The organism is Olsenella sp. AGMB03486, from assembly GCF_040884255.1.
Taxonomy (GTDB): Bacteria; Actinomycetota; Coriobacteriia; order Coriobacteriales; family Atopobiaceae; genus Olsenella_L; species Olsenella_L kribbiana.
Genome location: NZ_JBEVTM010000004.1, coordinates 60,167 through 76,744 on the forward strand (window position 1 = coordinate 60,167; position 16,578 = coordinate 76,744).

The following is a 16,578-nucleotide window of genomic DNA, read 5'->3' on the forward strand; positions in this document are numbered from 1 at the left end:
CGTCAGAGGCTCCTGGCGAAGAAGGCTGCTGCTTTCTTCAGGAACCCGTTCTCGCTCCCGGGCTCCCTGATGCGCTTCCTCGCCTCGCCGAGCTCCTTCTGCTCTCCGGTCCTGGCCTGGGTGGCCTTTCCCGTCCTCCCGTACCTGATGGCCCAGTCGCTGAGGGTCTTGTCGCTGGTCCCGAGCTCCGAGGCGCACTCCCTGATGCTCTTCTTCGGATCCGCCTCCCGGGCCTTCCTGCAGTGCCCGGCCGCCTCGAGCCGGTACTCCTCCGTGTACTGCCGGGGGAGCCTGCTCCTGTCCCTCGATTCAGCCTTCTCGATCTCGCCTGCGCTCACCGGCATCTCTCTGCTCCGATCTGCCGGTGGCGATGGGGGCATCTCATCTGAGCATATCGGCTGCAGGTTCCTGCCATCCCGCTGTCCACCAGAAGATTACAGCTCACAGATGCTCTGCATGTGCTTCGCGATCGCGAACCTGCTGATGCTCGGGCGCAGGAGGGTGGCCGTCGCGGCCGCGTAGGCGGGTGCGGGGCAGGGCTAGCCCCGAGACTTTGCCCCGGGGAGCGGCGCGCCCGCAGCCGTAGCCCCGACTGCGGTCAGCCGGACGGCCGCGGCGACTGGTGACAGGGAGGCCCGCCTGCGGCAACCCGATTAATCACCGCTTCCCTAGGTGTCCTTGCTGTCAGTGTGGCATATGCGGAAGGCCTTGCTCTCGACTCACTCCCCTTCGGCACAGGACACTAGGCGAGATGCCAGGCGACAGGGTCTTTCCTGGGCGACCACTTCCTACCCGCTGCTACCGCGCCATTACGTCGGCCGCGCAGATATGAGGCTGAGCGTAACGGCTCCTCCCCTAACGAGTGGCAGATCACCTATCCCTGCATGAGCCGAGCGAGGAGCTCTGCCGCAAAGTCGCGGCCGATGGTGTCGGTGCATAGCATGAGGTCATAGGTCGCAGGATCGCCCCAACGGGTGTCGTCGCCGCCGAGCGCATGCCACGTGCGGCGGCGCGCGTCCTCATGGGCGATGGCGGCGTCAAGCTCGTCCGGGTCGGTAAGGTGCGCGTACACGGGTGAGTACTGCGCACGCACACGCATGGCGGGCCTGTCGCTCGCGTAGGTCATGGCCGACACGCAGGTCTTCCCGAGGCTCTCCACGAAGGCTTTGGTCACTCGGTCATGGATGAGGCAGGGTCCCTGATTGAGGGCACGTTCAGCTGCTAGGCGGAAAGCGCCAGAGATGCGCTTGTACTCGTCGCTTTCGCGCAGGGCCGCAAGGTCGGCACCCTCGACCGTCGCCTCGTTCTCGAATGCCTCCACGTCATCCATCGTCACGCCGCACTCGGGCACCAAGGCCAGCAGAGTGTTGCTGTCATGCATGGTCCACCCAGCGGCATCGCAGGCGCGCAGGGCCACCATGCGGCCCATCGAGCAGTAGGCGCTGTCCAGCACCACGCAGTCGGGCACCACGTAGCCGCGTTCGAACTCGACAATGCCCTCAGGGTTGGCTATCTTGTGAATGTCCTCTGCCATCTCTATTCCTCCTCTAGGCTTGCGCCGTTAGTCTCGCAGACCCTCTTGTACCACTCGTACGAATCCTTCTTGATGCGGCGCAGTGTGCCCTTGCCCGCATCGTCCATGTCCACATAGATGAAGCCATAGCGCTTGGTCATCTCGCCCGTGGAGGCAGCGACGATGTCGATGGGTCCCCAGCAGGTATAGCCCATCACGTCCACGCCGTCCTCCTCGATGGCAAGGCGCAGCTGCTCAAGGTGCTTGCGTAAGTAGTCAATCCGATACGGATCGTGGATGCGCTCCACGCCGTCCTCCACCACAACCTCGTCCACGGCACCCAAGCCATTTTCCACCACCATCACGGGCAGCTGGTATCGGTCATAGAGTTGGTTGCAGATGAAGCGCAATCCCTGCGGGTCGACGCCCCATCCCCACGCGCTCTTCTCGAGGTACGGGTTGTCGTAGCCCGTCTGGATGCCCTGCAGCCCCTTGAAGATGCCACGCGTCTTCTGGCCGGTCACGTGGGAGAGGTAGTAGCTAAAGCTCACAAAGTCCACTGTGCCCTCGCGCAGGATGGCGTCGTCACCAGCCTCAACCGGCAGCTCGATACCCTCGCGCTCAAACTGGCGCAGCTTGTAGCCGGGGTAGCGCCCATGGCACATGACGTCGCAGTAGTACATCATCAGGTGCTCGAACTTCATCGTGCCGATGGCGTCCGATGGGTCGCAGGTAGCCGCATAGGTGAGGTGGCCGTTGTACATGAGGCCCACGCGGTTGGCAGGGTCAATCTCGTGGGCTGCCTTCACGGCAAGCGCGCTCGCGAGAAACTCGTGGTACGCGGCACGGGCGCGTACGCCCTCGTCGGTGGAGTCCACGCCGGCAGCCACCCAGGAGTTGGTGCTCATGTTGTTGATCTCGTTGAAGGTGAGCCAGAGGTGGCAGCGGCCCCGATAGCGCGCGAAGAGCGTGCGCGCATAGCGCACATAGCAGTCCACCATCTGCCGGCTCTCCCAGCCGCCGAACTTCCTGATTACGCCGAGCGGCGTCTCGAAGTGGCTGATGGTTACGAGTGGCTCAATGCCCCAGCGCTCGAGCTCGTCAAAAAGGCGATCGTAGAAGGCCAGGCCTGCCTCGTTGGGCTCAAGCTCGTCGCCTTCTGGGAAGATGCGCGTCCAGTTGATGGAGAAGCGGTAGCACTTCCAGCCCATCTGCCCAAAGAGCGCGATGTCCTCGGCCATGTGGTGGTAGTGGTCGATGGCAACGTGACTGGGATAGTACAGCTCGGGATTGATGCCGTCCTTGGTGACCTGCCGTGCCTTGCCGCGTCCCCCAACCGTCATGACGTCAGCTGTGGAGAGGCCCTTGCCATCGACGTCATAAGCGCCCTCGCACTGGTTCGCGGCGGTGGCGCCGCCCCAGAGAAATCCCTGCGGAAATGCCATAATGTCCCTTTCCAAAGTCTTCGTCCCATAGGTCTCGCAAGAGCCGCTGGGAGACGGGTTCTCCCAGCGCTCTATAGGCGAAGAGGCCTACTTGCCCTTCTCCTCGATGCCCATCACGAAGGTCACGGCAAAGGCGATGGCGAAGGCGATGGCGCAGGCGATGCAGGCGCAGATGAGCGCATGCATGTTGGTGGGATCCTCGGGATTGATGTAGCTGGGGAGGGCGAGAAGTCCGGGAGCCACCTGAGCGAAGCGCCCGACCTTCATGATGCCAAGGAAGAGGCCTGCCACACCACCACCAACCATAGCGCCGATGAGCGGAGTCTTATAGGGAATATTGACGCCGTAGAGCGCAGGCTCGGTGATGCCCAGGACTGCCGTGAGTGAGCAGGAGGCAGCGAGCGACTTAAGGTCGGCGCCCTTGGCCTTGAGGGCGACAGCCAGCGAGGAGCCGCCCTGAGCCACGTTTGAGACGAGCATGCCGGGGCCGACGATGGTATCGACACCGGTGGCAGCAAGCTGCTGGATGCCCATGGGGATGATGCCGTAGTGCATGCCGCACATGACCAACAGCGGAGTGAAGGCGCCCATAAGCGTCGGAACAAGCCAGGGCACGTAGTTGTTGAGCAGGTCGAAGAAGGCGCCAAGGCCGTTGCCGACCCACATGCCGATGGGTCCAAGCGCGCAGAAGGCCGCGATACCGCAGACAAGCGTGGTAATCATGGGAACAAAGATCATCCTGCCTGCCTCAAAGCAGTGCTTGCGCACGAAGGGCTCCACGTAGCTCTGCAGCCACACCGTAAGGATGATGGGAATGACGGAGCTAGCGTAGCTCACGAGCTGCACAGGTATGCCAAAGAGCGCAATGCCGGTGCCCGCCTCCTTGGCTGCCGCGACCATGGAGATGAACGTGGGCGAGATGAGCATGCCGCCGAGGGCGCCCGCCACGTACTTGTTGACCTTGAACTTCTCGGCAGCAGAGACACCAATGAGCACGGGCATGAAGTAGAAGCAGGCATCACCCATAAAGTTGAGCATCTGGAAGGTGCTCATCTCCCTAGTGAGCACGCCAACCGCCACGAGGATGGCCATGATGGCCTTGAGCATGCCGCCGCCCACCATGGCGGGGACCACGGGGAAGAAGATGCCGGCAATCACGTCGAGCACCGCGGCGATGCCCTTCTTCTGCTCATCCTCGTCCTCGACGACCTCAACGACGCCGAAGTGCCCCAGACCCTGCACCGCGATGCACACGTCTGCGGCCGCAGGACCGATCACGACCTGGTATTGCTCGCCTGCCTGCACCACATCGATGACGCCCTTGGTGGACTTGAGCTCTGCGGTCTTGGCCTTGGCTTCATCCTTGAGTACAAGGCGCAGACGCGTGGCGCAGTGGCCCACGGAGGTCACGTTCTCCTCGCCGCCCACGAGCTCGAGGATGGTTTCTGCCAGTGCTTTGTAGTCAGCCACGACTGCCTTCCTTCCGTTGGTCTTGCCTCTGCCGACTTGCTTGCTGAGACTAGTAAACCGCAGGTGAAAGGTATTGCTGCACATGAAGCGCGCGTTTCGAATAGCGTTGCGCGGTTTGGTTTGGAAAACGCCCTGAGACGCGCAACGCTGTTGCCGAAGAACCTCGTCTGAGGTGGGATGGGCGCTACGGACTACTCGCGTCGGTCATGCAGGATGGGGTTGTTCGAATCGCGAAACTGCTCATATGAGCGCGTGATTTTGACACGGCGAACCACGTTACGGTCATAGTCGCGTGCAAGCACGCAGGAGTAGAGCACGTCAAGCAAGAGCATGGTGGAGATGCTCATGCTATAGCACCCAAGCTTCTCCACTAGCTTCTCGCGCGTGGACACGCGCAGTGTGACGTCCGCCAATTCGGACAGGGTATTGCGCCCGTATGAGGTGATGGCAATGAGCTTTCCGCCTACCTCCTTAACCCTCTTGGCAACTCTTAAGGCATTACCGGTCTCACCGGAGTACGAAAGCTCGATGAAGACCTCATCAGGGCGTACCCCCGAAGCTAAGAAGTACGAGGTGTCACCCTTGTACGCCACGACGATGCGACGCCCGATGCGGGCCATCTTATCCACGAAGTCCTCGGCAAGATAGGACTGGGGCCCTGCTGAATGCACGAAGACAGTTCGGGCGTTTGCCACAAGCTCTACTGCACGACCAAGCGCTTCGGTCTCAGTGAGCTGCAGCGTGTCGTCTACCGTCTCGCGATACAGCGTTCCGATCTTGGCCGCGATAGTACGTGCGTCGTCACTTTTTCGGAAGGGCTGATTGGCGTCGATGGAGATGAAGGCAGAGGAGAGATAGCGCAGCTCGTCAAGATAGGCATCCCGAAAGTCCGTGTAGCCTTCATAGCCAAGCCGCTTGCACAGGCGCGACACCGTGGAAGGTGCTGTATGCAGCCTGGCGGCAATGGAGCGAGCGCTCTGGTCATGAAGCGCATCTCCCACTTCAAGGAAGTAGTCGGCGATTGAGCATTCAATCGGAGAGAAGCCCGCCTGTTCACGCAGCTGTTCAACAAGCATACACATCTCCTATATCAGGAAGAACACGGTAGATACATCTTAAGGCAGATTCTCTCTTCAACCTGAGACAGCAAGCAGCCCAAAAGCGCGAAACACCGTTGCGCCACAGCGGCCTGCACGTGCCGCTGTGGCGCAACGGTGTTCGAGGTGTGCCCCCGGCATCATCTCGGACGGGCCTCGCATGCTTCAATGCTCGTAAACAGCATTTCGTTAGTGCCCATGGGAGGGCCAACTATGCAGTACCTGTATGCCAACTACCACGACGACATGATCTTGCGCGACCACCTGGCCTACGATCGCACCAAGTTCGCGCTCATCCGCACCTTCCTCGCCATCGCCCGAACGGCGCTCGGCCTCTATGCCTCGGGCATGGGCCTCATCATCCTGCAGACCTCCGCGGCGCTCATCACCCTGGGCTGGCTCATCATGGCAGTGGCGACAGTCGTTCTTGTCGTAGGCTGCATCTATAGCTGGCATGCTAAGGTGCGTCTCGACGGGCTGAGCACAGAAGCGTAGCACGGGACCAGGCGGGATCAGAAGGTCCGACCCTCTTGTCCCGTGCTTCGATTCTTGATATGGCTACAGCGCGAGCACGTTGGCCACGCAGTTATAGAGCGAGATGAGGGGCAAAAGTGCCATCACGAAGACGTAGATCTTGCGCACGCCTTCCTCAGAAAGCTTGCGGTTGGAGTGGGTGCCGATGAAGCCGTCCGCAATGGCCGGGATCACTATGAACGGAACAACGGTGAGGTCAACGGCCCAAAGCGCACCACACGTGGCAGAGAGCATGAGCTTGGAAAGCTTGCTGAGGAAGATGGCCAGACTGTAGACCGCGCCCTCCTTGGCGCCAAGCGAAAAGAGCAGGCTGAGTGCCGCCACGTTGGGCGGCCCGCCGCCGATGCCCAGAAAGACCGCCAGCGCTCCCAGCAGGAATCCCGCCACAAAGATGGTGACGGGATTGGTAAGCTTCCAGCTGGGCATCTGGTCCTACTTGATGGTGTAGACAGAGATGAGGCCCAAGACCGCGGCCAGAACGCCCGCCAGCACGGCCTTGACCAGATGGTTGTCGAAGGAGCCCGTCAGCGCCGAGAAGACCTTGTCGCCGGCGATGCCGCCCAGAAGCGAGCCGACCGAGACGGAAAGCACCATTTTCTTGTCGAACTCAAACCCCGCACGCAGCTGCTTGGTTCAACTCACGCAGCACATCACGAAGACGGCCACGCTTCTGTTGATGTTGATGGTAGCCGCATCATGAGCGCCAGCCAGATCGAGCAGAGGCTTGATGATGACACCGCCGTCGAGGCCCGCCACCGCCTCAAGCGAGGTTGCCACAATGATGACCAAGGCATAGATGAGATTGAGCATGGAAAGCCTCTTTCAAGGAGAAGTGTGCACCCGCTGGCGAAAAGCCCAAGCAGGTGCACAAAGGCGCAGGTTAGCGCATGTCCTTGCGGTTGGGTACCCAGTCGGCGGTCTCCTGGTACCAGGTGAGCAGGCGCTCACGCATCTGTGCGACCTTCTCGGCGTAGGCCGGGTCATTAATGCGGTTGACCTGCTCATGCGGGTCAAGGTCCAGGTCATACAGGGTGTCGCGCTCGTAGGGGCGCATGGTGTACTTGAGGCTGCCCATGCAAATCATCGTGGCACGGGTATGGTTGGGGCCCTCCTCATGCTGGGTAGAGATGCGCGTGGCAAGCTCCTTGGCGGCCTTCTCCGTGAAGGTCGCTACGAGGATAGCCGAAGGCTTCACGTGCTTCTTGAGGATGAGGTATGCCACACGCTTGACGAGCGTGAAGGTCTTGCCCGTGCCGAGTCCGGCCGTGATGAGCACCGGCCCTTCGGTCGTGGTGATGGCACGGCGCTGCTCGTCGTTTGCATTGCCAAAGTCGAATGCTTGGTCCATGGGCTACAACCTAGCCCACAACCATATGCGGCGAAAAGAATCAATATGTAACAGATTCTACCATCCGAAGAGAGCGGCCGCTGAAAGCCGTATGCCCGCTTGCGTCGTGGCTCAGCTTCCCACAGCGGGGGACGGACTCGCCGACGACAACCCCCTGCTCAGTGCCCATACATGTATGCATGACGCTTGAGGTGCACGCCTTCCACAGCTAGCAACCATCTCGCACCCCCTGTTTCCTGCCTGCTCTTATGCCCTGCCGGAAAGCCTGCAGCCGTCCCGGACCGATCGGCCGTGATGGGGCTTCGGGCCAGCTGGACTACCTCCTGAAGATGGTATTTCAAGCGCGATGATTGCCTTGCGGTGCCGCATCTTCCACGAAGCAGACCGGATGCTGGGCGCTACGTTCCCGATACACTGGCATCCATGACGGGGCTCAAGGGTTAGGATCTTGAATGCCGTTATCTGCTGTCGAGCTGACAGATGTTCGCAAGCTGCGCCCAAGGAGAGACCCATGGCTGTAGAGCAGGAACGCATAGTCACCTTCGACGACGTTATGGAATACCTCTCGTCGCACAACCGCACGAACACCGAGAAGGGCGAGATGTGGGAGCGCGTGACTGCGTGGTACCTCCGCAACGATCCCGCCCTGCGCCAGGTCGTGGGGAACGTATGGCGCTGGAACGACAGCAGCAACCCTATGAGAAACGGCCACGATACAGGCATCGATATCGTGGCCGAGAGGACCGACAGGCCAGGGACATATTGGGCCATACAGTGCAAGTATTACAGCCCGAGCCACAAGCTCTCCTACCAGGACCTCGACACCTTCTTCGCGGCAGCGGAGGCGGATGACAGCTACACGGGCCTCGTGATAGCCTCTGTCGGCGGGGATATCTCGGCCAACATCGAGAAGCATCTCCTCACCCTGAGGCAGAAGAGGGGGATGGATTCCTCCGTCCTGACCCCTGTCGACATGAGGCATTCGAATGTCGACTGGTCGCTGCTCATGCTTGGATATGCCGAGGACGACGCCGCACGCCGTGCAAGGACATACAGCCCCCGTCCGCACCAGCAGGCGGCAATCAACCAGATCCAGTCATGCTTCGAGACGCAGAGCCGGGCCAAGGCCATAATGGCCTGCGGCACCGGCAAGACCCTCATGTCGCTCAGGCTCGCAGAGGAGCGCTTCCGTGGCCAGGGCTGCAAGGATGTCCTCTTCTGCGCCCCGTCCATCGCTCTTGTCAGCCAGGCGATGCGCGAGTGGACGAACCAGGCACGGACCCAGATGCGCTCGCTCGTGGTCTGCTCGGACGCGAAGGCATCGAAGCCCCTGGACGATGACATCCTCGACAGCGTGATAGACCTGTCCTTCCCGGCCAACACGGATCCCCAGAGCCTCTATGGCCGCTATCTTTGGACCCGCGAGAAGTATCCGGATTCCATGATCGTCGTCTTCACCACATATCAGTCCATGCAGGTGATACAGGATGCCCAGGACATGGGACTTCCAAGGTTCGGCCTCTGCATCTGCGACGAGGCGCACCGGACGGCCGGGACCAAGTATGCAGAGGATGACGATGTGGCCAGCTACCAGATCGTGATAGATGGCGAGAGAATCCGCGCCGACAAGCGCCTCTTCATGACAGCGACGCCCAAGATCTATGGCGACAACATCAAGACCAAGGCCGAGGAGAAGGCGGCGGAGCTCTACTCGATGGACGATGAGGGGAAGTATGGCCCCATCGCCTACGAGCTCACCTTCGCATCCGCCGTCGAGCAGGGGCTCCTCTGCGACTACCGCGTCGTCGTCCTGGCAATCAACGAGGATGCAGTCCCTGACAGGAAGATAATCGTCCCGCATGGGGAGACGGACTTCGAGCTCGAGGTCGGCGATGCCGCGAAGATCATCGGATGCTGGCGCGGCCTTGCGACGCATGGCGAGGAGGCCCAGAAGAGGCTTGAGGCCTATGAAGGCGACGAGGCAGGCAGCACCCCGGACTTCCTCCTCATCGACAGCTTCGATGGCAAGGAGGAAGGGGGCGGCGCCGGCGAGGAGGGCGGGGATTCCTCGAGCCTCCATGGCGTCGAGCCGCTGCACAGGGCGGTCGGCTTCTGCTCCACCATACAGGCATCGAAGGACATCGACGCGGCCTTTACGCAGGTGGTGGCGCAGTACGAGCTCTCCACAGGGGACATCGCCGGACCGGTGTGCGAGCTCGACCATGTCGACGGCTCCATGGATTCGAAGGTCCGCGCAGAGAAGCTCGAATGGCTCGCCTCCGGATCGGGCGCGAACGAGTGCAGGATCCTCACCAATGCGCGCTGCCTGGCGGAGGGCGTCGATGTGCCTTCGCTCGATGCAGTCATCTTCTTCAGCCCCAAGAGGAGCAAGGTGGATGTGGTGCAGGCCGTCGGCCGCGTCATGCGAACCTTCACGGACAAGAGGACAGGCAGGGAGAAGCAGCTTGGCTATATCATCCTGCCTGTCGTCATCCCTTCTGAGATGACGCCTGAGAAGGCCCTCAACCATTCCGACACCTTCGATGTCGTATGGGGCGTGCTCCAGGCCCTGCGCTCCCATGACCAGAGGATAGACGCCTACATCAACAGCCTGCCCATGAGGAAGCCCAGGAAGAAGGGGCAGGAGCTCGGCATCGGCAGCAAATCTGGGCATGCCGACGAGGGGGAGGGCTCCGGGAGCGGCGAATCCGCAGCAGCCGGCCAGCAACAGCAGCTTGCCTTGTCCTTCGGAGCGACAGAGCTCGAGCGTGCCGTATATGCCAAGGCAGTCGAGAAATGCGGCTCCAAGGTCTACTGGTCGAGCTGGCAGAGGATGTGGGCAGGATCGCGCGCAGCCATGTCGAGCAGATCGGGCAGGCCATCGCGTCCGATCCTGTCGCCGAGAAGGCCATGCAAGCTTTCCTGAAATCGCTGCGCGACTCCCTGAACCCGGGCGTCACGCAGCAGGCCGCCATCGAGATGGTGGCGCAGCATATGGTGACGCTGCCTGTCTTCGACGCCCTCTTCGGGGACTATGCCTTCGCGGAGTCGAATCCCGTCTCCGTCGCGATCACGCGTTTCCTGGGCGAGCTCCAGGGGCACGGCATTGGCGACATGGCTGACGAGGACAGGCGCAACCTCGATGAGCTCTATGCCTCCGTCAGGCGCCGCGCATCCTTCTGCCGGACGGACTCCAACAGGCAGGCGCTCATCAAGGACCTCTACAACGACTTCTTCTCCAAGGCATTCAAGAGCACCTCGGAGAAGCTGGGCATCGTCTACACTCCAATCGAGATCGTGGACTGCATCCTCCATGCGACGGACCGCGCCCTGCAGCGCGAGTTCGGCAAGAGGCTCTCGGATCCAGGCGTGCATATCCTCGACCCCTTCGCTGGCACAGGGTCATTCATGGCAGAGCTCATCAGCGACCCCGAGCTCATGCCGAGGGAGCGGCTTGAGGACAAGTACAAACACGAGCTGCACAGCAACGAGATCCTGCTCCTTGCCTACTACATCATGGTCGTGAATGTCGAGTATGCCTATCACTCGCGTATGGGTGGCGACTACATCCCCTTCGATGGGGGTGTCCTTACAGACACCTTCCAGATGGATGAGAGGAACGACCAGCTAGATCTTGGCATGTTCGTGGACAACTCCGAGCGCGTGCTGGCCCAGCAGGAGGCTCCTATCAGGGTCATCGTCGGAAACCCACCCTACTCGGCAGGGCAGAGAAACGCCAACGACGATAATCAGAACGAGCACTATCCGACGCTCGAGCAGAGGATAAGGGAGACGTATTCGGTCCATGCCAGCGCCACCAACAAGAACTCCCTGATGGATTCCTATATCGAGGCCTTCCGCTGGGCATCCGACCGCATCGGCGACGAGGGCGTCGTCTGCTTTGTCTCGAACGCCGGGTGGCTGCGCTCTGAGGCTGGCGTTGGCGTGCGCCGCTGCTTCTCGGAGGAATTCAGCTCGATCTATGTCTTCGACCTTCTTGGAAACCAGCGCACGCATGGCGAGGAGAGCCGCAGACAGGGTGGAAAGGTCTTCGGCAGCGGCAGCCGTGCCCCCATCGCAATCACCATGCTTGTGAAGAATCCGGAGTCGCAGGAGAATGGCGCCATCCACTACCATTGCGTGGGCGAATACCTTACACAGCAGCAGAAGCTCTCTGCCGTCGCATCCTGCATAGACCAGGATCCCGAGTGGGAGGCGCTCTCGCAGGACCGTCACGGCGACTGGCTTGACCAGCGAGACGACAGCTGGTACGAGTTCGCTCCCTCTGGCCTGCAGAAGCTCAAGACGCCCCTCGGTATCTGGTCCATCTGGTCATCAGGTCTCAAGACCCAGCGCGATTCATGGTGCTGGAACTACTCAAGCCACGCGCTAAACGAAAATGTGACGAGGCTTGTCGAAGATACCAACGCGGAAATCGCGAGGGTCGACGGCAACGTCGACGAGCTCACGTTCGACACGAAGAGGTATAGCTGGACAGAGGCTATGAGAGGTACGCCAGAAAAAGCACGACCATCCCATTCGACGAGGCCAACCTCATAGTCGGCTCCTACCGTCCTTTCTGCAGGCAGTGGCTCTACTACGAGCCCCATTTAAATGAGAGGGTCTACCAGCAGCAGAGACTCTTCCCGCTCATTCGTCCGAATGAGACCGCCCCGAATGTCGTCATAGACACTGGCGAGCGAGGAACCTTCATCTCAAACCTGCTACCAGATCTCGAGCTCAACCACCATGGTCAGTGCTTCCCCATGTATTGGTACGAGAAGGACGAGGGCTCGACGATGGAGCTCGCGGCAGGAGTCGGCGAGAAGGTCGTCCGCGACGCATGGGGCAACAGGTACGTCCGCCACGATGCCATAACCGACGAGGCGCTCCATATCTTCCAGGAAGCCTATCCCGATGCCTTCGCGGCCCGCTCCAAGAAGGATGGCGGTCCCGGCATCTGCAAGGATGATATCTTCTGGTATGTCTATGGCATCCTCCACAGCCCGCAGTACCGCACGAAGTATGCGGCGAACCTCCAGCGCGAGCTTCCCCGCATCCCGCTCGTCGAGGATTTCGAGAGGTTCTGCAATGCCGGAAGGGACCTCGGCAGGCTGCATCTCGGATATGAGTCCGTGGAGCCCTGGCCCAACCTGCGGATCTCAGGCGTGATGCCTGGCTGCGACCCCGGACCGGTCACGAAGCTCGCCTGGGGCAGGAAGCGCAATCCCGAGACGGGGAAGATGGAGAAGGATTTCACGAAGCTCGTCTACAACAAGCGGGTGACGGTTTCGGACATCCCCAAGGAGGCTCAGGAATACGTGGTGAACGGCCGCTCGCCCCTCGACTGGATGATCGACCGCTACCAGGTGAAGACCGATAAGGCGACCGGCATCGTCAACGACCCCAACAGCTACTCCGACGACCCGCGCTACATACTCGATCTCATCTGCCGGCTCGTCACGGTGTCCATGATGACGAACGAGATTGCATCTGGGCTCTCGCCTCTCGGCGAGACGGTCAAGCCTGCAAGCTGGCCTATCATATGGAGCATGCCGCACTGAGATCGGGCAGGGCATCGGTAAGGAGAGATGATGGCAAGATACTGGAACAGCAGGAGCGCAGCGAGAAGAAATGCCACGCATGCCAGCAGGTCTGCTAAGAAGTACGGAGTGGCTCCGGTTGTCCTCTTGGGGGTGTGGTCGGTTGGCATAGCGGTTATCATGCACAGGTACTACCTCGATTACAATAAGCTTTCCCTTGAGGCTAAGGTCCATTTCGCATCCCTTGAGAACCCGCTTTTTGTCTACAATTTCATCCTCCCCACGGTGCTGATCAGTGCGGCATGCGTGTTTGCAGGAATCATCCTTGACAGGAGGGCGAAGCGTCTGCGGCGCGAGCGCTTGGATGCCCTCATGCGCCGCGATGGCGGCGTCACTCCCGAGGAGTTCCTGAAGAGGAGGCTCTATGACGATGCGGGGGATTTCACTGGCATATATGTGCTGCACAACGAGACGAATGGCAAGTACTATGTCGGCCAGAGCGTCCATGTACTGCAGAGGGTCCATCAGCACTTCGCCGGCCGTGGCAATGGCGATGTCTATGCAGACTGGAAGAACGGCGACTCATTCACCATCCAGACGACAAGGCTTGTGGACACTGATTATGACAACCTGAACAATCTCGAACGTGATGCCATAGAGGCCTACGATGCCTACGGCAGCGGATACAACCGGACGAGTGGGAACAACGCCTGACCTCGATGCCAGCAGGTACCAATACCATACGGGGTGTCCTGCATTTCCCTCCCCTCCGTCGTAAGGTGTTCCTGACGGCGGGGAGGGCGGCCGCGGGAGGGCTTGGCTGCGGCCGCGGCGGGTGGGAAAAGGCCGCCGGGTCAATCCCCGAGCGGCCGGTTTCCTGCCGTGAGCGGTCTTCCTAATCTTCGACCTCCTCCCAAGTCCATGCGCCTACGAGGTGGCGCAGGCGTGCGTGGCGTTCGCCGACAATTGCGATGGATATCGCGTCGTGGCGGACAGAGGACACGTCCTCATGGTCTGCCGCATAGAGCAGGCATGCCCTGCGCATGGCAGCGAAATCCTCGGGCGCCAGCTCCAGCTGCGGGATGGCGGCCGCATCCGGGCCGAGGCAGGCGCGGATGCTCACGAGCACTGCCTGCCCATTATCCTCCGCAACCAGGAGCGGCTCCTCGCAGTCGCAGCTCCAGCTCCCGCAGCGGCTGACCTGGTAGCCGCGGTGCTCCAGGTAGCCCTCTGCAAGGCTCAGGCCAAACTCTTTAATCTCCTCTTCGGGCATGGTCGGCTGGCTCTCTTCGGTCATGGTGACCTCCCTAGGACGTGGGAGCCCTTTGCCCCCGCTGGGGACTGGATGGCAAGCCATGGCAGGGCGGAAGCCGCGTCCTTGCGGGCGTGGCGCGGCGGCTTGCGCCCTACCATGGCGCCAGGGAGCGGGAAGAGGTGCTTGCTCCCTGTGCTAGCCTGTCTCCAGCGGGGGCACCCTGGATGTCATCTCGGCAATCCGGTTTTCCTGGAATCGGCCTGATTCCGCCAAGAACAGCGCATCTGCCTGCGGGAACCATCTAACAGAGCTCTTTTCCCGATATGCCCCGCAGGCCTTCAGCTAGCAGGGCCATCTCCGTATGCTGGATACATGCTGGCTTGGGACCGCAAGGGAGGTGATGCGCGATGGCATGGCTTGACGAAAAGAGACTGTCTGAGACCTATATAGTCGATGGCAAGGAGACCACGCTGCGCGAGATGCTTGCAGATGTGCCCTTCGAAGACTGGCCAGAGGATGAGGAGGATCTGAAGTGACTCCTCTTCTGCTTCGAGGTCACTGACTCGGTCTGATGAAGCATGGCCCGCAGCTTCGCAGCTGCGGGCCACACACATTTGGTCTCAGGAAAACAATCTGTCATGAGAATCGTGAAATTGCTGAGAAACCCTCCACAAATAAACCACTCGAAAAATTCCTCCCAAAATTCCACCCATATACACATGAAAACGAAAACAGGTCAGAAGCAAAACAGCCTCTGACCTGCGAATGTTTGGTCGCGGGGGGCGGACTTGAACCACCGACCTCCGGGTTATGAGCCCGGCGAGCTACCAACTGCTCCACCCCGCAATATTTTGTGTGCGCCTCAGCGCAAGAAAAGATACTATGCTCTTGGCCATGCTTAGTCAAATATGTGAACGATTCTCCACATTTGCTTCTGATATCCTCCTTCCTCCTTCCGGAAGCAGAACAGACGAGAAAGGACTTGCATGCACATCCAGGAGATTGCAAGCTGCACGCCCAATCTCTCAGATGAGCTTCTGGGTGTATGGGAGCGTTCTGTCAGAGCCACCCATCATTTCCTCGCCGAATCCGATATCGTCCGCATCCGGGCTTACATCCCTAAAGCAATTCAGACAGTCGAGCACCTTGCCGCGGCTGAGGACAGCGATGGCAAGACGCTTGCGCTCATAGGTGCGCAGGAAGGCAGGCCCGAGATGCTCTTCGTCGACAGCAGCTGCCGGGGCGGGGCATAGGCTCGACCCTTCTCGATTACGCTCTCTCCCATTGGGATGTCAGCAAGCTCACCGTGAACGAGCAGAATCCTCAAGCCATAGCGTTCTACGAACACGAGGGCTTTGCGGCATACATGCGCACCGATACCGACGAGGAAGGCGAACCTTTCCCGCTCATCTGCATGCGCCTTGCTGATCGCTGAAGCTCATCAGCGACAAGACAAACGGACGTAGAATGAGTTCCAGCTCCACCCTCATGGAAAGGGATGCTGGGATGAAGAGATATGCCATACCAATCTGTCTGCTTGCTGTCTTCGAGGCAGTGGGCATCTCGCTCTGGCTCACAAAGGAAAACCTCTTCTATCTCTTCAACTTCAGCTATATCGGGGCTGCCCTCTCCCTTTCCCTTGCCCTCTTCATCCAGGGCAACAGGAATGCCAGAAGGATTGCCCAGCTCATGGTCGGCCTCTACATGCTTGTCTATCTGGGACTCCTCTCCCATGAGAACATGCAGATCGAAGGGTTCTGGTACTACCTCTTCCTTGGCAGCTTCGAGGCAGCGACCATACACTATGCGGTAGCAAAGATATTCGGCCCGCTCCTTTTTGGCCGCGGCTGGTGCGGCTATGCCTGCTGGACCGCTATGGTCCTCGACTTCCTCCCCTATCCTGTGCCTCAGGAGCCGAGGAAGAAGATCGGCTGGATCCGCTATCTCACGTTCACAGCTTCCCTCATCTTCGTCGCCGCACTCTTCGTGGCGCAGGTAGCCAATATCGAAGACATCATGTTCTGGGCCTTCATCGCAGGAAATGCTGCCTACTACGCCCTCGGTATCGCACTTGCGTTTGCCTTCAAGGACAACCGCGCCTTCTGCAAATACATCTGCCCTATCACAGTGTTCCTGAAGCCCATGAGCTATTTCTCGCTCGTACGGATCACCTGCGACCACACGAAGTGCATCTCCTGCAACAGATGCCGGAAAGTCTGCCCGATGGATGTCGATATGCTTGATGATTCGAGGAAGCGCAGGAATGGCACCGAGTGCATCCTCTGCCTTGAATGCGTGAAGGCCTGTCCGAAGAAGGCACTCTAACCATAGCGGTGCCACCAGCCGACTCATCTGTCCATTAAGTTATTGCAC

17 protein-coding genes, 1 tRNA gene and 1 pseudogene are annotated in these 16,578 nt (G+C 60.2%); 8 read left to right on the forward strand and 11 right to left on the reverse strand.

The window, feature by feature from the left end; translation table 11 throughout:
- Nucleotides 1-2: 2 nt before the first annotated feature.
- From ABVS03_RS03005 to ABVS03_RS03025, 5 genes are all read right to left on the reverse strand, one after another.
- Nucleotides 3-338, reverse strand: coding sequence for a transposase (locus ABVS03_RS03005; protein WP_368017973.1), 336 nt, complete (start codon nt 336-338; stop codon nt 3-5).
- Nucleotides 339-874: 536 nt separating this feature from the next.
- On the reverse strand, nt 875-1,534 hold the full coding sequence (locus ABVS03_RS03010) for a hypothetical protein (protein WP_368017974.1): 660 nt from the start codon (nt 1,532-1,534) through the stop codon (nt 875-877).
- 2 nt (nt 1,535-1,536) lie between these two features.
- A complete protein-coding gene (locus ABVS03_RS03015) occupies nt 1,537-2,958 on the reverse strand; it encodes a glycoside hydrolase family 1 protein (protein ID WP_368017975.1) in 1,422 nt (473 codons plus the stop codon).
- Between the two features lie 87 nt (nt 2,959-3,045).
- Nucleotides 3,046-4,428: a PTS transporter subunit EIIC gene (locus ABVS03_RS03020; protein ID WP_368017976.1), complete on the reverse strand. Its 1,383-nt coding sequence runs from the start codon at nt 4,426-4,428 to the stop codon at nt 3,046-3,048.
- Nucleotides 4,429-4,619: 191 nt separating this feature from the next.
- Nucleotides 4,620-5,504 (reverse strand): MurR/RpiR family transcriptional regulator, encoded by an 885-nt coding sequence (locus ABVS03_RS03025; protein ID WP_368017977.1) that lies wholly within the window; start codon nt 5,502-5,504, stop codon nt 4,620-4,622.
- 234 nt (nt 5,505-5,738) lie between these two features.
- Here ABVS03_RS03025 and ABVS03_RS03030 point away from each other — a divergent pair, with 234 nt between their 5' ends.
- Nucleotides 5,739-6,020: a hypothetical protein gene (locus ABVS03_RS03030; RefSeq protein WP_368017978.1), complete on the forward strand. Its 282-nt coding sequence runs from the start codon at nt 5,739-5,741 to the stop codon at nt 6,018-6,020.
- Between the two features lie 63 nt (nt 6,021-6,083).
- On the opposite strand, the gene ABVS03_RS03035 is transcribed toward ABVS03_RS03030, so the two are convergent.
- The 4 genes from ABVS03_RS03035 to ABVS03_RS03050 all read right to left on the reverse strand — a co-directional run bounded on the left by ABVS03_RS03035 (nt 6,084) and on the right by ABVS03_RS03050 (nt 7,407).
- The gene (locus ABVS03_RS03035; RefSeq protein WP_368017979.1) at nt 6,084-6,485 is read right to left on the reverse strand and encodes a TSUP family transporter; all 402 of its coding nucleotides are present in this window, start codon (nt 6,483-6,485) and stop codon (nt 6,084-6,086) included.
- Between the two features lie 6 nt (nt 6,486-6,491).
- Entirely contained in the window at nt 6,492-6,650 is a 159-nt protein-coding gene (locus ABVS03_RS03040; protein WP_368017980.1) for a hypothetical protein, read from the reverse strand.
- A 42-nt stretch (nt 6,651-6,692) separates the two neighbouring features.
- Nucleotides 6,693-6,869 carry a hypothetical protein gene (locus ABVS03_RS03045; RefSeq protein WP_368017981.1) on the reverse strand — a complete coding sequence of 59 codons (177 nt, stop codon included), beginning with the start codon at nt 6,867-6,869 and terminating at the stop codon, nt 6,693-6,695.
- Nucleotides 6,870-6,939: 70 nt separating this feature from the next.
- On the reverse strand, nt 6,940-7,407 hold the full coding sequence (locus ABVS03_RS03050) for a UvrD-helicase domain-containing protein (protein WP_368017982.1): 468 nt from the start codon (nt 7,405-7,407) through the stop codon (nt 6,940-6,942).
- A 511-nt stretch (nt 7,408-7,918) separates the two neighbouring features.
- Here ABVS03_RS03050 and ABVS03_RS03055 point away from each other — a divergent pair.
- The 3 genes and pseudogenes from ABVS03_RS03055 to ABVS03_RS03065 all read left to right on the forward strand — a co-directional run bounded on the left by ABVS03_RS03055 (nt 7,919) and on the right by ABVS03_RS03065 (nt 13,664).
- Complete coding sequence (locus ABVS03_RS03055) at nt 7,919-10,333, forward strand: DEAD/DEAH box helicase family protein (RefSeq protein ID WP_368017983.1); 2,415 nt, start codon at nt 7,919-7,921, stop codon at nt 10,331-10,333.
- A gap of 188 nt (nt 10,334-10,521) precedes the next feature.
- Nucleotides 10,522-12,971 (forward strand): annotated as a pseudogene (locus ABVS03_RS03060) (type ISP restriction/modification enzyme).
- 27 nt (nt 12,972-12,998) lie between these two features.
- The gene (locus ABVS03_RS03065; RefSeq protein WP_368017984.1) at nt 12,999-13,664 is read left to right on the forward strand and encodes a GIY-YIG nuclease family protein; all 666 of its coding nucleotides are present in this window, start codon (nt 12,999-13,001) and stop codon (nt 13,662-13,664) included.
- Between the two features lie 181 nt (nt 13,665-13,845).
- Here the strand turns inward: ABVS03_RS03065 and ABVS03_RS03070 are convergent, their stop codons facing one another.
- A complete protein-coding gene (locus ABVS03_RS03070) occupies nt 13,846-14,247 on the reverse strand; it encodes a hypothetical protein (protein ID WP_368017985.1) in 402 nt (133 codons plus the stop codon).
- A 365-nt stretch (nt 14,248-14,612) separates the two neighbouring features.
- Between ABVS03_RS03070 and ABVS03_RS03075 the strand changes: the two genes are divergently transcribed.
- Complete coding sequence (locus ABVS03_RS03075; RefSeq protein ID WP_368017986.1) at nt 14,613-14,741, forward strand: hypothetical protein; 129 nt, start codon at nt 14,613-14,615, stop codon at nt 14,739-14,741.
- A 234-nt stretch (nt 14,742-14,975) separates the two neighbouring features.
- Here the strand turns inward: ABVS03_RS03075 and ABVS03_RS03080 are convergent.
- Nucleotides 14,976-15,051 (reverse strand) — tRNA-Met (locus ABVS03_RS03080).
- Nucleotides 15,052-15,191: 140 nt separating this feature from the next.
- On the opposite strand from ABVS03_RS03080, the gene ABVS03_RS03085 reads away from it, so the two are divergent.
- The 3 genes from ABVS03_RS03085 to ABVS03_RS03095 all read left to right on the forward strand — a co-directional run bounded on the left by ABVS03_RS03085 (nt 15,192) and on the right by ABVS03_RS03095 (nt 16,530).
- A complete protein-coding gene (locus ABVS03_RS03085; protein WP_368017987.1) occupies nt 15,192-15,458 on the forward strand; it encodes a hypothetical protein in 267 nt (88 codons plus the stop codon).
- Nucleotides 15,455-15,640, forward strand: coding sequence for a hypothetical protein (locus ABVS03_RS03090; protein WP_368018072.1), 186 nt, complete (start codon nt 15,455-15,457; stop codon nt 15,638-15,640). The genes ABVS03_RS03085 and ABVS03_RS03090 overlap by 4 nt, the downstream gene beginning before the upstream one ends.
- Before the next feature lie 71 nt (nt 15,641-15,711).
- Entirely contained in the window at nt 15,712-16,530 is an 819-nt protein-coding gene (locus ABVS03_RS03095) for a 4Fe-4S binding protein (protein ID WP_368017988.1), read from the forward strand.
- The last annotated feature ends 48 nt before the right edge of the window (nt 16,531-16,578 follow it).